Genomic DNA, 14,808 nt, shown 5'->3' on the forward strand with positions numbered 1-14,808 from the left:
GGTGGCTACTTGATGACGTAGATCGTGAAGAAGAGAGCGATCCACACGACGTCCACGAAGTGCCAGTAGTAGGACACGACGATCGCCGTCACGGCCTGCTCGTGGGTGAAGCGGCGCGCGAGGTAGGTGCGCCCGAGGACGAAGAGGAAGGCGATGAGCCCACCGGTCACATGGATCCCGTGGAACCCGGTGGTGAGGTAGAACATCGTGCCGTACGAGGAGCTCGGGATCGTGACGCCCTCGTGGACCAGCTCGGCGTATTCGAGGGCCTGACCGCCGATGAAGAAGGCACCCATGATGTAGGTGAGGATGAACCACTCGCGCAGGCCCCAGCCGCCCACCTTCAGGATCGAGCCCTTGCGTCCGACCTGACCGCGCTCGGCCGCGAAGACGCCGAGCTGGCAGGTCACCGACGACAGGACGAGGATCACCGTGTTGACGGTCGAGAAGGGGACGTTCAGCTTCTCCGTCTCCTGGGCCCACAGCTCGGGGCTGACCGCCCGGATGGTGAAGTAGGCGGCGAAGAGAGCCGCGAAGAACATCAGCTCACTGGCAAGCCAGATGATGGTGCCGACGCTGACCATGTCGGGTCGGTCGTGGTTCCCGTGAAGTCGGGATGCCGGAATCGTCGCCGTTGCTGTCGCCACGTGCTCATTATGTCTGTAGCCGACAACCGGGGCACGCCGACCCCCTCGTTTTTCGACGTCATATTGTTCACACTGTGGTGAGCGCGGTGCGGGTGAGCGATCTGGACCTTCCGAGGTTCACCCTCGGGCGCGTCTTCACCGACTGGGGCCTCGATCCCGTGCCCTTCGTCCTGACCGTCTGGATTGCGGGCGTGTACCTCGTCGGGGTGGTCGTGCTGCGCCGCCGCGGCGACGCGTGGCCCCTCGGGCGGACGCTCGCCTTCGTCGTGGCCGGCATGGGCTCGTTCTTCTTCGCGACGTCGTCGGGGCTCGCCCGCTACGACACCACCCTGATCAGCGTGCACATGGTGCAGCACATGATCCTGTCCATGGTCGTACCGCTGTCCTTGGCGCTCGGCGCCCCGGTGACCCTGGCGCTGCGGACCCTGCCCCCCGCCCCGCGGCGCCTGCTCCTCGGCCTGCTCCACTCCTGGGTGGCCAGGATCCTGTCCTTCCCGCTGCTGACCTTCGGGCTCTACATCCTCTCGCCGTGGGCGCTCTACTACTCCGGCTGGTACGACGCATCGTTGGCGTCCCCCTTCGTGCACGAGATGATGCACGTCCACCTGGTCACGGTCGGGGCGCTCTTCTTCTGGCCGCTGATGGGTGTCGACCCGCTGCCCGGCCGCGTCGGTTATCCCTTCCGGGTCTTGTTGACGGTGCTCACGCTGCCGTTCCACGCGTTCCTGGGTGTGACCATCATGGGCCAGACGACCCTGCTCGGGGCGTCGCACTACCTGGCGCTGCGCGAAGGTCCGATGGGCGCGTGGTTGCCGGACCCCCTCGACGACCAGCACCTGGCCGGCGGGATCCTCTGGGCGTCCGGCGACCTGATCGGGCTGGTGTTCTTCGCGGTGCTCTTCGTGCAGTGGGTCCGCTCCTCCATGAAGGAGGCGGCTCGGGAGGACCGGCGGCTCGACCTGGTCGAGGCGCGTGCCTCGCGCAGCGATGACCAAGATCGCCGATCCGGACACCGACAGGGCGGCGCCGCCTAGGCTTCCCCGGTGCAGAACGTCTCGATCCGCCAACGTCTCCCACGAGACCTCGTCTGGATCGTCGGGATCGCATGCGCCGTCAACGCAGGCATGGTGGTTGCATCCTCCGGCTTCGGCTACGACTCCCATGCGTATTGGCTGACCGGACAGTCCGGCGACATCTACGGCCGGCCGCCCAACACCAAGGACGCCTTCCTCTACAGCCCGGCCTTCGCCCAGGCGCTGTGGCCGCTGACCCAGCTCCCCTGGCCGGTGTTCGGGGTGATCTTCATCCTGGCCCCCGCGCTGACGTTCGCGTGGCTGCTCCGCCCGTTGCGATGGCAGTGGGGGGTGCCCCTGTGGCTTGCGACGCTCCCGGAGATCGTCACGGGCAACGTGTTTTGGCTCCTGGCACTGACCGCGGTCCTCGGTCTTCGCCATCCGGGAGCGTGGACCGTGGCAGCACTGACGAAGATCACCCCGTGCCTGGGTCCGATCTGGTTTCTCGCCCGGCGAGAGTGGCGCAACCTCGGGTTGTCGGTCGCCGTGATCGGCACAGTCACCGCGGTGTCGGTGGCCCTCGACGCGGATGCCTGGGCCGACTGGCTGGCTTTCCTCTCCCTGCACATGTCTCAGGCCGGGGACGCCATGGGCATACCTGTCCTGCCGCCCCTCGCGATCCGGCTTCCCCTGGCACTGGCCGTCGTGGTCTTCGGAGCCTTGACGGGTCGGCGCCAGCTGATCCCCGTAGCCATGGTGCTCAGCACGCCGGTCCTTGCCATTGCCTCCTTCACCATGCTGACCGCAATGCCCCGACTCGCGAGACAGGCCAACGGCTACCAACGGCCGCCTGCTGACGGCGGTGACCATTGAGTACGATGTCGGCGTGAGCCAGACCACGTCCTCGGAGTCCTCGGAGTCCTCGCACCGCAAACCGTTGAAGGTCCTCGTCTACAGCGACGACGTCGACACCCGCCAGCAGGTCATCTTCGCCCTCGGTCGTCGACCGCACCCGGACCTGCCCGAGGTGGAATACGTCGAGGTGGCGACCGAGCCCGTCGTCATCCAGAACATGGACGTCGGTCACATCGACCTCGCGATCCTCGACGGCGAGGCCGTCCCAGCCGGCGGGTTGGGCATCGCCAAGCAGCTCAAGGACGAGATCTACCAGTGCCCCCCGGTGCTGGTCCTCCTCGGACGTCCGCAGGACGCCTGGCTCGCGACCTGGTCGCGCGCCGAGGCCGCCGTCCCGCACCCGATCGACCCGATCCAGCTCGCAGAGGCCGTCGTGTCGCTGCTCCGCTCACGGGTTCCGGCCACCGCCTCCTGATCGCAGGCGAGACGCCACCCGTCGCCGACAGGGGAGTCTGGAAGACTCCGGTCCCATGACGACCTGGGCCGACGTCCTGTCCACGCTGGTGGCGCACCGCGACCTTGCCCCAGAGCAGGCGGGCTGGGCGATGGCGCAGATCCTCGCCGGGGACGCGACGCCCGCTCAGATCGCAGGTTTCGCCGTGGCGCTCCGCTCGAAGGGGGAGACGGTCGCCGAGGTGACCGCGCTGGCCGATGCGATGCTCGCCGCCGGCAACTCGATCTCGGTCGAGGGGCGGCTGCTCGATGTTGTCGGCACGGGGGGCGACCGGTCGATGTCGGTGAACATCTCGACCATGGCCGCGATCGTTGCGGCCGGGGCTGGTGCGCGCGTCGTCAAGCACGGCAGCAGGTCTGCCTCCTCCGCGGCCGGCTCCGCGGACGTGCTCGAGCATCTCGGGATCCGTCTCGACCTGCCGGTCAAGCGGGTGGCCGAGGTCGCCGCTGAAGCCGGCATCACGTTCTGCTTCGCGGCGGCGTTCCACCCCGCCATGCGGCACGCGGCCGTGCCGCGTCGCGAGATGGGCATCGCCACCAGCTTCAACCTGCTCGGTCCCCTGACCAACCCGGCGCGACCGGACGCGCAGGCCATCGGCTGCGCCGACCCGGCGGCAGCCCCGGTCATGGCCGGCGTCTACGCGTCCCGGGGCGTCGACGCGTGGGTCTTCCGTGGGGACGACGGGCTCGACGAGCTCACCACCACGACCACCTCGACGCTGTGGGCCGTCCACGGCGGCGAGGTGACCAGGACGACGATCGATCCGGCGGAGCTCGGGATCGCGTCGGCCACCACGGCGGACCTCCGCGGCGGTGACGTGGCCCACAACGCGGGCGTCGTCCGCCGGGTCATGGCAGGGGAGCAGGGGCCTGTACGGGACGCGGTGGTGCTCAACGCTGCGGCGGCCCTTGCGGTCCACGGCGACCCGGCCGGCGACCCGATGACGGCGTTGGCCGCGGGCACCGTCAGGGCTGCCGAGGCGATCGACACGGGTGCCGCGCTGGCCACGCTGGACGGCTGGGTCGCAGCGTCGTCGCGCTGACTCAGCCGGTCGGCGGACTGAGCAGGGCGAAGTCCTCGTCCGCCTCGATCTCCGTCCAGCCCAGGTCGTTGGTCATGGCGTAGCCGAGGGGCGAGTCGGGATCCACGAGGGCGACGTCGACGTCGAGCTCGGCGACCTCGCGGTCCCAGCCCGGGGCCAGGACGCTGATCTCGACGTTGCGGACGATCTCGTCGTCGGTGAACGCGTCGGCGTACCCGTGCATCACTAGGTCAAGCTGGGGGTGCCGCCAGAGGAAGTAGGCGCCTTCATTGAACTCGTTGAGCACGGTTGTTCCAGCCGGCATGGCGTCCAGCCGGCCGTCCAACCAGGCAGGAGCCGCCTTGTCATCAGCTCGGGCGTTGGCCACCGGGACGAGCACGCAGGACGCTGCGACCAGCATGGCCCCCAGTGCTGCTCCCTCAGCCCGACCGATCGACGGTCCGCGCGGGACGAACCGCTGGAGCGTGCCGGCGAGGATCGGTGCGAGCATCACGGCGGCGACGACGGTCGTCCGCAGTGTGTAGATGCTCCATGCGATGGCCAGACCGACGAGCATGATCGTCGGCCAGTCGACGCGGTCGCGCCGCATGGCAGCCATCAGGATCACGGCGATCATCACGGCAAGGATGGCGGCCGGGGGAGTGGTGAAGTCCGGGGGATCCCACTCGTCCAGGAACTGAGCGCGGTCGCCGACGACCGCCACGGACTCGAAGACGTGGACACCGAGTGGGGTGAGGATGGTCACGAGCGTGGACAGGACAGGGATGAGTGCCAGCTTCAGGACGCGACGCCGATCGTGCTGACGTTCCAAGGCGATGCCGATCGTCGCGACCACGCCGATCAGGATGCCGATCATCCACATGCCGTGCAGTGGCACCCACACCCAGTTGACGACAACCAGCCACCACCGCGCTTTGCCGTCGCGTGCTGTTGCGAGCCACGCGGTCGTCACGATGGAGATCAGGATGTAGCTGAGGATCTGCGGGCGCCCGCTGAGACCGGGGGTCGCGGCCATGATCGCGACGATGGTCGCCAAGGCGGCCGGCAGAGGTGCTGCCATCGTCCGACAACCGAGGTACACCGTGACGGCAAGGACGCAGATGACCGTGCCGGTCAGCCACATGACGCCACTGAACCCACCCGCCTGCTCGGCCCACGCCATGCCGATCTGGGTGAGCCACTGGGTGGGATACCAGGCCTGGCTGTCGAAGGAACCGAAATGGCCCGGCTCGGCGATGCTCCAGCCGCCCAGGAACTCGGCCCCCACCCTCAGGTGCAGATAGACGTCGGCTCCGAAACCGGGAGCGCGTTGAGCTCGTACGAGCCCGCCCAGCAGCAGGCCGATAGCGGTGATGGGCAGCCACCTGCGGACCAACGCTTCGATCACGACGGCACCTCGAGGGTCCAGGCATCATTCTGGTGGCGAAAACCGACCCGGTGGTAGTACGGGGCGACCATCGACGGCGAAGTCACCACGCGACGGATGCCCAGCCCGGCCAGGAGCCCGCTACGACGCCAGACGAACTCGCCGGGCGAGAAGTCACGGTAGCGGGGCGTCACATAGTCCAGCCGTACGTGCGCGTCGTCACCCAGCACCGCGAGGATGACGACGCCGACGGTCTCATCGCCGTTCTGGATGATGAACGCGTGCTGGTCCTCGGCGTGCGGGTCGTGCACGAAGTCCGGGTTGAACTTCGAGATGTCGGCGCCGTGCACCCGCAACACGTGTCGCAGGTAGTGGTCGAGACCCCCCACTTCCAGCACCTCGAATGCGGCCTCGTCGTGTCGGTCACGGACGAGCTGGACGATGAACCACAGGTTGATCACGCTCAGCACGATGTTCATGCCGACCATCGGCCACACTTCGAGGGCCCAGTTGAAGACAGTCAGGATGAGGCACGCCGCCAGGTTGAGCACGCGGAGGCGAAGCACCCGCGACTGGAGCAGCGAGTACACCAGGAGTGCACTGCCGCCCCAGCCGAGGACGTCGAGCCAGTGGTCGGTCAGGAAAGTCACGGGCGGAGACTACTGCCGCGGGCGCCGATCGCAGCAGTCAGCGCGTCGGAGCTGCGAACGTCTTGTCGACCAGCGTGTTGCCCGCGCCATCCTTGATCGCCGAGTTCTTGAAGACGATCTTGTACGCGCCCTTCTTCAAGGGACCCTTGGGGTTGATCAGGGCCAGCTTGCCGCCGTTCTTGACCTTCAGCTTGGTCTTGACGACCTGGAACTTGCCCTTCGCGTTCTGGCGCTTGAGCTTCACGGTCTTGGTGCTCAGACCCTTGACCGCCTCGCTGAAGATCACCTTCAGGTTCGACGTGGCCTTGAGCTTGCCCGGCTTGACCTTGACGACCTTGGGGGCGTCGGCGTCGATACGGAAGGTGCGGAGCGCGCTGGCGCCGAGCACCTTGCCGGAGGCGTCGAACGCCGTGACCTGCCAGGTGTAGGCGCCGGTGGCGATCTCTGACGGTGCCAGGGCCGTCGCCACCGTGCCGGTCGACTGCGACGAGCCCGCCCCGTTGCGCATGGTCACCTCGTAGCGGACGGCGCCGGGGACGTCGCTCCACTCGAAGTAGCCGGCCGCGGTGCCCTGAAGAGCACCGTTGCCGGGGGCGATCAGCGTCGGGGCAGCGCCGCGCGAGACGAACGAGGCAGCGCTCCATGGACCCGGGTTGCTGCGGGAGTCGAGGCGACGAACTCGCCAGACGTACGGAGACGCCGATGCGGGGATCGTTTCTGACGGTGTGTAGGCCGGGTTGGACACGCGAGCACTCATGATCCGGTTGGCCGGCGAGAAACCACCGTCGTTGTTGGCGTAGACCTCGACCTCATAGGCCGAGGCGAATGCCTGGGGTTGCCACACGAGCGGGACATCCCCGGGAACGGCCTGGCCGCCGATCGGCGAAGTCTGCACGACGAGTGGGCTCGCCTTGGTGAGTGACTGGGTCGCCGACCACGTCAGGCCGTTGTCCTGCGCGTCGATGGCCTGCACTCGCCAGTACACGGTGCCCTCGGGGTAGAGCCGATCGCCCGAGGTGTAGGTCGCCTGGTCGACGACCTTCTCGTCGAGAAGGGGCTGAGCGAAGCTCGGCTCGTTGTCGACCTGGATGCGGTAGGTCTTGGCCGCCTGCTGACCGAGCTCACCGAAGGAAGCGGTGGCCTGGTTGGTGTCGAAGTAGTCCTGCCAGCTGAACGAGATCTCTGAGCCCCCGCCGTCCGACGATGACATACCGGTGATGGCCGGCGAACGCTTGACGAAGCTGTGAGCCCCGGGCAGTGGCGGGTTCTGCGACACCGGGCTCGGTCCGCAGCTACCGGCCTTGCACGGGATGACGTACCAGAAGTAGGGCTCGCCCGCCTCGCTCTCGGCGAGCGCCTTCTTGTCGTCCTCCATGACGAGGCTGAGGTAGTTGTTGGTCGTGCGGTACTTGTTCAGGTCCGGAAGGGGCGACGTCGTGAAGTTCTCGTCGCTGCCGATGACCACGACGTATGTCGCGATGCCGGGCTGCTTGTTCCAGGTGAAGACCGGGGTTGCCGACATGCTGTCGCACTGCACAGCGGTGCAACCACCGGGCCCGGCAGCGCCGACGCCCGTCATGGCGACCTGGAGCCCCGTGACCGGCGAATAGCCTGGTGTCTCGGCGCCGATCGGGGTGGCAGCGCCCCACTTCACCTTTTGGACCGTGGAGTAGATGCCCGGCAGCCCGTCACCGTCGGGGTAGGGCGCGTCCATCGCACGGACTCGCCAGTAGTGCACCGTCCCGGCCGGGAAGGAGCAATTGGCGTTGCCGCGACCGGGGGCCAGAGTCGTGCCTGCGGTTTTGCACACCTTCGTGCTCACACTGAAGTTCTGGTCGAGAGCGGCCTCGAACCGGTAGCTGGTCGCGTGCTGGACGGGGCTCCACTGGTAGAAGAGCTTGTCACCGTCGAGCGACCCCACGCTGGCATCGTCTACGGCGAGGCTTCCTGTGGGGTAGACCGCTTGCGGGGTGTCGAGCCACTGGCGCTTGAAGCTGAAGCGCGCCTCGGCCCAAGCGGTCGGCTGACCGGCGAGGTCGACCGCGCGCACTCGCCACCAGAACTGGTCGTTGAACAAGGTGGTCGGCGGGGAGTAGCGGGTGCCGTAGACGTTCTCGGCCTTGAAGGCGAAGTTGTTGAACGTGGAGTCGGTCGCAACTTGCAAATCGTAGGTCACGGCGCCAGCGACGGGCTCCCAGTCGAAGACGACGTCTTCGACTGCGGAGTTGATGTCATCGACCGGGAAGGTCAGTGTCGGGGCGGACAGGGCGCCGAGGATGAAGCTGTGGGTGCCGGACGGAACGCTGTTGAGGCCTTGTCCCAAGCTGGCGGTGACCCGCCAGAAGTAGTCGCCTGCAGGGAGCGCGTCTGGCACCGAGACCGACGTGTTCTTGGTGGTGTAGGTCTTGGCGCCGATGAAGTCGGCATCACCGTCGACCTCGACTGTGTAGGACGTCGCGCCACGACTGGTCTGCCACCGCAGCAGCGGCGGCCGATCGGGTTGCGGCAGGACCTCGCCATTGCCTGGCGAGGTCGGCACAGGCACGCCTACGGCTGATACGGAGAACGTGCTCGACGCCCAGGACGGCTGGGTGCCGTCCTTGACCGCCGTCACGCGCCAGTACTGGGTCCCGGGGGACAGGTGGGTCGTGGGGACGTATCGCGAGTTGCGGGTGTCCTGCTGTACCTCGGGCGATGGGAAGCCCGGGTTGTTGTCGATCTGGACCTTGTAGGTGGTGGCACCCGCGACCCGGGTCCATGTCAGGACCGGTGTGCTGGAGTTGACCAGCGCAACCTTCAACCCGACAGGGGCCTTGGCCTGCGCCGGGGCGGTCAGAGCGAGCGGTGACGCCAGGACCGCGAGCGCGGCCACGGTAGCCACAACCTGACTACGGCGGCGAAAAGCAGACAAACGGAAGCGCATGGGGTCCCCTCGAGATGATGAGCGCGGTCGCCGTACGGTAGCCGCTCGGCCGGTTGGCCGCCGACGAATGCCGCAATTGATGAGTGGCCGACACAACGAGCCCGCGAAACGGCTACGGTCGGACCATGATCACCGCCATCGTCTTCGTGAAGGCCGACGTCGCAAGCATCCCTGAGGTGGCCGAGGAGATCGCGGCTCTGGAGGGCGTCAGCGAGGTCTACTCGGTCACCGGCCAGATCGATCTGATCGCCATGATCCGGGTCAGCAAGCACGAGGACATCGCGGCTGTGGTGGCCGACTCGCTCAACAAGGTCACCGGAGTCACGTCGACCGAGACGCATATCGCCTTTCGCACCTTCTCCAAGCACGACCTGGAATCCGCCTTCTCCCTCGGTCTGGAGTAGCGGAGTCCGCACGAGGACCCTCAGCCTGGGCTAGCCTCCCGCGGGTGTCTGCGAACCTCGGACCCCAGTGGCCCACGCGCCTGCCGCTGCTCGTCCTTCTCCTGCTGATCGCGGTTGGTGCCTTCGGGGTGGCTCCCATCCTGGCCGTGAGCGTCCCGCTCACCCTCCTGCTGGTCGTGGCTGCAGCGGCGACCCAGTCTCGGGGGAGCGAGTCATCGCTGACTCGACCGGTTGCCGTGGTGGTCGCGCTGCTGGGGGTCCTGGTCGCCCTGCCGCTGGTCGTCCTGGCCGTGCCCGACGCGCCGGTCGTCCTGCCCGTCGTTGTGGTCGTCGTCCTGATGGTGTCAAGCACGATGGCGACGTACTGGCCGCGCACCTTCTACTTCCACCTGGCCCTGATGGCCGGCTACCTCGTGACGATGATCGACCGGATCCCCCCGAAAGGTGACGTGCCAATCCTGGTCGAGGACTCGCTCGACGCGCTGCTTCGCGGCGTCAACCCCTACTCGCTGACGTTCCCCAATCCTTACAACGCTGAGGAGACTGCGAAGTACTGGTCGCCGGAGTTCATCGATGGCGACCAGCTCGATGTGGGATATCCATACCTCCCCGGCTCGCTGTTCGCGGACCTCCCCGGACACCTCCTGGGCGACGTGCGCTACGCCAGCGCGCTGGCCGTGCTCCTGACGACCGCCTTGGCGTGGCGACTCACGTCTGACTCTGTCGGGCGCGCCGTGGTGGCGGCACTGCCGGCAAACGTCCTTGCAGTGATCACGGTCGTCGGCTACTGGGTCGAACCGCTGATGCTGCTCGGCGTCGGCGTCGTGGCCTTTGCCATGGCACGGGGCAAGCCGGGCCTGGGAGCGATCGGCCTGATGCTTCTTCTCACCACGAAGCAGTACGCCGTCGTGCTGGTCCCCCTCGAGAAGCAGATCAGGGCCCGCCTCGGGAACACGTGCCTGCTCGCGGCTGTCGGCGCGTCGGCGCTGCTGGTCACCGGCTTCTTCCTGCTCGGCCCTGCCGACTTCTGGAGATCGGTCGTGATGCTGCACCTCGGACAGCCCTTCCGGTCGGACTCGGTGTCGCTCACCGTCGACCTGGTGGGTGCGGGCGTACCCATCCCGGTCGACGCCATGTCGGTGCTGTCCGTCGCAGCCGGCTTGGCGGTCTCGTTCTGGATCCGGCGCACCGCCCCGCCCTCAGCGACGTGGACGGCTCTTGGCGTCGGCCTTGCGCTGCTGGCGACGGTGCTGTTGTCCAAACAGGGCTCCGTCAACTACTACTTCCTCATCTACGGCTGTCTGGTCGTCGGCGTTGCCGCGTGGCCGCGCGACCTGGGGATGTCACCTGACCGGCCGATGGACGGCGGCCGGGAGCCGTCGCTCGTCGAACGGGACCACTGAGAGCTGGGACTGGTTGAGCGCGTCGTAGACCGCCAGGTGACGGGTGGCGCCGCCGACGGGGCAGACCCAGTCGCCGTCGACCTCGACGAGCCGGATCCCCGGCGCCTCCAGCCATCGCAGGACCTTCTCGCTCTCCTCCGCGGTCGCGGAGGGGACCGGGCCGGGCGCGCGGGCCACGGTCTCGGCACTGGCCCGCAGCTGCTCGACGTAGAGGTGGGCGTCCGCCCCGGGTGGGATGACCCCGGCCGAGGCGAGCCTGCCGAAACGCACCACGTGGACCGCCCATCTGCCGTCGTCCTCGCGCCGGGCGGCCACGATCTCGGAACAGGCACTCAGCGCGGAGAGTCGCTGCGTCCTGGCAGCTGAGCGCACGAACGTGGACAGCCGATCACGGTGGACTCCGGCCTCCTCGAATCGTTCGAGCTGAGCCAGCGCCGTCATCCGCGCATTGATGGCGTCGACCACCTCGTCGGGGCGCCGCATCATCGTGTCGCGCACCGACCTCACCACCGCGCCATAGGTCGCAGGATCGGCGCTGCCGTCACAAGGGGACAGACAACGCCCCATCTCGGCCAGCACGCACGGGGTGCGGGACGGGCGGGCCCCTATCCGGTCGGAGCACTGCCGGACGGGGAACGTGTCGTGAAGGACGGCCAGACACTTCTCCGCTGTCTTCCTTGATGAGAACGGTCCGAGATAGTCGGCGTCGTCGTCGAGCACGCGTCGAACCAGGGACAGTCGCGGCCAGACCTCGCGGGTGAGCTTGACGAAGTGCACCTTCTCCGGGAAGCGCGAACGCCGGTTGTACTTCGGTTTGTGCTCGGCGATCAGCCGCAGCTCCCTGACCTCGGCCTCGAGCGGGGTGGCGCAGGTGATCGCGGTGACGGACTCGGCCAGGCCGATCATCTCTCCCATCCGCGACCTGGTCTCGGAAGCCGTGAAGTAGGTGCGAACCCGGCTGCGCAGGTCCTTCGACGTCCCGACGTAGAGCACCCGGCTGCTGTCGTCACGGAACAGGTAGACACCCGGAGCGTGTGGCAGCCCCTCCGCCAGGTGCCGCTTGCGCCGCTGAGCGGTGGACACCTTAGAGGTGAACGTGCGCAGCTCCTCGAGGGTGTGCACACCGATGCCCCCGAGCCGCTCCATGAGTCCGTGCAGGACGTCGACGGTTGCTCGCGCATCGGACAGTGCGCGGTGGTTGGGCGTGGTGGTGGCGTGGAACAGCTGGGCCAACGACGAGAGCTTGCAGTTGGGGGCGTCGTCCCGGGTGATCACCCGCCGCGCCAGCTTCGCTGTGTCGACGACCTCGAAGCCGGGCCAGGTCAGGTCCTGGAGGCTGGCGAAGTGGCGCAGGAAGCCCACGTCGAACGGAGCGTTGTGCGCGACCAGGACGCTGCCGGCGGCGAACTCCAGGAAGGCGGGTAGCGCCGACTCGATGGACGGGGCGTCGCTGACCATGGAGTTGGTGATGCCGGTGAGCACGGCGATGAAAGGCGGAATGGCGGCATGCGGATTGACCAGCGTCTGGAACTCGCCCAGCACTTCACCGCCGCGGACCTTGACTGCACCGATCTCGGTGATCATGGACCCGCCAGCGGCAGAGCCGCCGGTCGTCTCGAGGTCGACCACGCAGAACGTGATGTCGCGCAGTGGCCTCCCCAGCTCGTCGAAGCTGCGCTGGGCCTCCCAACGTGAAGGCGCGGACGCTGTGGTGCTCATGGCAAGGACGCTAGATCGCACCACCGACATCTCCCGGCAGGGCGCGCCACTAGGCTGAGCGCGTGACCCCAGAGCTTCCTGACGAGACCCGCCGGTGGAGATGCGGTGGTTGTGGAAATCTCACCCGCTTCGACGTGACCCGCAGCCGTCGTACGACGGAGTTCTGGCACTTCGACCTGGCGGGAGATCATGGCGTCGAGTCGATCCAGGTCAAGGACGAGTCGGTTGAGCTCGTGTCGTGCCGCTGGTGCGGGCGCGACGATGCGATCGAGCTCGTGAACCGCCATGAGGCTTCCCAGGCCGATGACCCCACCAGCCGGTCCTCGGCCTCCGACTAGACCTGTCGCTGTGACGGGTCGAAGTGGCGAGCGGGACACGACCTGCCGCGCGGTCGGAGCGAGCTTGTTCGTCAGCGGACTCCTCCTGGCGCTGCTGATCCTGGTGGGCGCCGACCTTCTGTGGCTCGTGGCCATGGGCGATCACGTCCGCGCCACCGGCGCGCTGCCTGATGGCGTCCCGTTCGCGACCGCGCCGAGTGAGGGATGGCCTCCTGTCCTGGTGCTCGCCCAACTCGTGCTCTCCGTCGTCCATGAGGCCGGGCTCGCTGGCCTGCTCGTCTGGCACTACCTCCTCGTGCTCGCCGCACTCGGCCTCGTCGCTCTCGGCGCGCGTCACCGCGGGGCGACAGATCTCACGGCGGGCCTCGTGGTGGGGGTGCTGCTGCTGGGCGGCATCGCGACGTTCGGCGTCGTTCGTCTGCAGACGTTCTCGCTCGTTCCCTTTGCGATCGTCCTCATCCTGGTCCGCGCACAGCACGATCGGCCCAGCAGAGCCATGTGGTGGGCGCCTGCCCTGGTTGCGATCTGGGGCAACCTGCACGGCTCGGTGCTCCTCGGAGTCTGCGTGATCGGCGCCTACCTGCTGTTCTCACGGCTCGGCCACCGACTCGTCGAAACCCTTCTCATCGGCATCTCGACCCTGGGCGCCCTGTTCCTCAATCCCGCTGGGTGGCGCACCCCTCACTACTACGTGGGTGTCCTGCAGAACGAGGCTGCTGCGCAGAAGGAAGGGCTCTGGGCCGCTCCCAGCCTGACCAACCCCTTCGACGTGCTCATGATCGTCGCAGCCGTCGTGCTCGGCGGATGCGCGCTACGCCGCAGGCTGCCAGCGTGGGAGTACGTCGCGCTGGCGGGTCTCGCCATTGCCACGGTCATGGCCACCCGCAACGGTGTCTGGCTTTTGCTCTTCCTCGCAGCGCCGGCGGCCTACGGACTGGTCCGGGCGAGATCCCTTGAGCGCCCCCCCGCAGGATGGCCGGGCGTGCGGCCCCTGGGCCTCCTGGCGGTCGCTCTGGCGGTCTGTGGGGGCGTGCTCGTGCAGCGGGCGCAGGTGATGTCCGAGACCGACACGGCTCTCGCTTCGGACGTCCGGGAAGCGGCCCCGGGGCGGGTGGTGCTCGCCCCCGAGCCGGTGGTGGAGAGCTTGGCCGTCCAGGGCGTCCAGGTCTGGCTGGCCAACCCCTTGGATGCCTTCGGTCAGGAGGACCAGAGCGCCTACCTCGACTTCATGTCCGGTCGGCCGGGGATGGCGAGGGCCGTCGCAGGCAGCGAGGCCGTGCTGGTGGAGGTGGGCACTCCTGCTGCGACAGAGATGGCCGGCACTCCCGGCTTCGACCTGACCGAGCTCTCCGGCTCGTGGTTGCTCTACCTGCGCAGGTGACGGTCCGGCCCCAGTGTCGGTGCCTGCTGTCACCGTGCATCTCATGACGACACGAATCGATTGCGACACCTGCCTGGTCCGCGGTCTGGCCTGCCACGACTGCATGGTCACCGTGCTCCTCGGCCCCCCGCCGGAGCTGACCTTCGACGACGACGAACGGCGCGCCCTCGAGGCGCTCGCGGCCGGGGGACTGGTGCCACCGTTGCGCCTGGTCCAGCCGGTGGCCGCGCCGGAGGTCGAGTCTGCCTGAGAGTCGCCACCGGAGTCTGCTCCTCGGTCATCAGGAGAAAATGTGCTGAAGATTGGCAGGGCCCCTTGCGGGCGACTAGGGTGACGAGCCAAGGCGTTCGTGGAAGTGGGCCACTGGGGTCCGCGCGAACGCCACGTCGAGTCCGATCCCGCTGACCTCGTCAGCGGTTCGGAGCCGGGGAACCACGTCCCGTCTGGGGTGAATCGCATCCAAGGACATGCGCTTGCGCATGGCGGAGGGGGCGTAGGGCATGTCGTGCCCGAACCCGTCAGCTCACCTGGTAGACGTACGACACACAAGGAG

Annotated in this window: 14 protein-coding genes and 1 riboswitch; of the genes, 9 read left to right on the plus strand and 5 right to left on the minus strand. The window is 67.9% G+C overall.

The window, feature by feature from the left end; translation table 11 throughout:
- Positions 1–5: 5 nt before the first annotated feature.
- The gene (locus VNJ48_RS05620; RefSeq protein ID WP_325600207.1) at positions 6–626 is read right to left on the minus strand and encodes a heme-copper oxidase subunit III; all 621 of its coding nucleotides are present in this window, start codon (positions 624–626) and stop codon (positions 6–8) included.
- Between the two features lie 113 nt (positions 627–739).
- Between VNJ48_RS05620 and VNJ48_RS05625 the strand changes: the two genes are divergently transcribed.
- Genes VNJ48_RS05625 through trpD form a run of 4 tightly spaced genes read left to right on the plus strand, consistent with a single transcriptional unit; the run spans position 740 to position 4,071 of the window.
- Positions 740–1,681 (plus strand): cytochrome c oxidase assembly protein, encoded by a 942-nt coding sequence (locus VNJ48_RS05625; RefSeq protein ID WP_325599943.1) that lies wholly within the window; start codon positions 740–742, stop codon positions 1,679–1,681.
- Positions 1,682–1,690: 9 nt separating this feature from the next.
- Positions 1,691–2,533 carry a glycosyltransferase family 87 protein gene (locus VNJ48_RS05630; RefSeq protein ID WP_325599945.1) on the plus strand — a complete coding sequence of 281 codons (843 nt, stop codon included), beginning with the start codon at positions 1,691–1,693 and terminating at the stop codon, positions 2,531–2,533.
- 13 nt (positions 2,534–2,546) lie between these two features.
- The gene (locus VNJ48_RS05635) at positions 2,547–2,990 is read left to right on the plus strand and encodes a hypothetical protein (RefSeq protein WP_325599947.1); all 444 of its coding nucleotides are present in this window, start codon (positions 2,547–2,549) and stop codon (positions 2,988–2,990) included.
- Positions 2,991–3,045: 55 nt separating this feature from the next.
- A complete protein-coding gene (gene trpD / locus VNJ48_RS05640) occupies positions 3,046–4,071 on the plus strand; it encodes an anthranilate phosphoribosyltransferase (RefSeq protein WP_325599949.1) in 1,026 nt (341 codons plus the stop codon).
- 1 nt (position 4,072) lies between these two features.
- Here the strand turns inward: trpD and VNJ48_RS05645 are convergent, their stop codons facing one another.
- From VNJ48_RS05645 to VNJ48_RS05655, 3 genes are read right to left on the minus strand one after another with little or no spacing between them, the layout of a single operon-like run.
- Complete coding sequence (locus VNJ48_RS05645; RefSeq protein ID WP_325599951.1) at positions 4,073–5,458, minus strand: hypothetical protein; 1,386 nt, start codon at positions 5,456–5,458, stop codon at positions 4,073–4,075.
- The gene (locus VNJ48_RS05650; protein WP_325599953.1) at positions 5,455–6,087 is read right to left on the minus strand and encodes a hypothetical protein; all 633 of its coding nucleotides are present in this window, start codon (positions 6,085–6,087) and stop codon (positions 5,455–5,457) included. The genes VNJ48_RS05645 and VNJ48_RS05650 overlap by 4 nt, the downstream gene beginning before the upstream one ends.
- Positions 6,088–6,124: 37 nt before the next feature.
- Positions 6,125–8,968 (minus strand): Ig-like domain-containing protein, encoded by a 2,844-nt coding sequence (locus tag VNJ48_RS05655; protein WP_325599955.1) that lies wholly within the window; start codon positions 8,966–8,968, stop codon positions 6,125–6,127.
- Positions 8,969–9,135: 167 nt separating this feature from the next.
- Here VNJ48_RS05655 and VNJ48_RS05660 point away from each other — a divergent pair, with 167 nt between their 5' ends.
- Entirely contained in the window at positions 9,136–9,414 is a 279-nt protein-coding gene (locus VNJ48_RS05660; protein WP_325599957.1) for an Lrp/AsnC ligand binding domain-containing protein, read from the plus strand.
- A gap of 44 nt (positions 9,415–9,458) precedes the next feature.
- Positions 9,459–10,817 carry a hypothetical protein gene (locus VNJ48_RS05665; protein WP_325599959.1) on the plus strand — a complete coding sequence of 453 codons (1,359 nt, stop codon included), beginning with the start codon at positions 9,459–9,461 and terminating at the stop codon, positions 10,815–10,817.
- On the opposite strand, the gene VNJ48_RS05670 is transcribed toward VNJ48_RS05665, so the two are convergent.
- On the minus strand, positions 10,758–12,536 hold the full coding sequence (locus VNJ48_RS05670) for a DEDD exonuclease domain-containing protein (protein WP_325599961.1): 1,779 nt from the start codon (positions 12,534–12,536) through the stop codon (positions 10,758–10,760). The genes VNJ48_RS05665 and VNJ48_RS05670 overlap by 60 nt on opposite strands.
- A 62-nt stretch (positions 12,537–12,598) precedes the next feature.
- Between VNJ48_RS05670 and VNJ48_RS05675 the strand changes: the two genes are divergently transcribed.
- The 3 genes from VNJ48_RS05675 to VNJ48_RS05685 are packed head-to-tail and all read left to right on the plus strand — an operon-like array spanning position 12,599 to position 14,505.
- A complete protein-coding gene (locus tag VNJ48_RS05675) occupies positions 12,599–12,874 on the plus strand; it encodes a hypothetical protein (protein WP_325599963.1) in 276 nt (91 codons plus the stop codon).
- Positions 12,875–12,884: 10 nt separating this feature from the next.
- The gene (locus tag VNJ48_RS05680) at positions 12,885–14,255 is read left to right on the plus strand and encodes a hypothetical protein (RefSeq protein ID WP_325599965.1); all 1,371 of its coding nucleotides are present in this window, start codon (positions 12,885–12,887) and stop codon (positions 14,253–14,255) included.
- Between the two features lie 43 nt (positions 14,256–14,298).
- On the plus strand, positions 14,299–14,505 hold the full coding sequence (locus VNJ48_RS05685) for a hypothetical protein (protein ID WP_325599967.1): 207 nt from the start codon (positions 14,299–14,301) through the stop codon (positions 14,503–14,505).
- 139 nt (positions 14,506–14,644) lie between these two features.
- A riboswitch (cyclic di-AMP (ydaO/yuaA leader) is annotated at positions 14,645–14,807 on the plus strand.
- Position 14,808: the final 1 nt, after the last annotated feature.

It is taken from the genome of Nocardioides sp., assembly GCF_035576065.1.
Lineage (GTDB): Bacteria > Actinomycetota > Actinomycetes > Propionibacteriales > Nocardioidaceae > Nocardioides.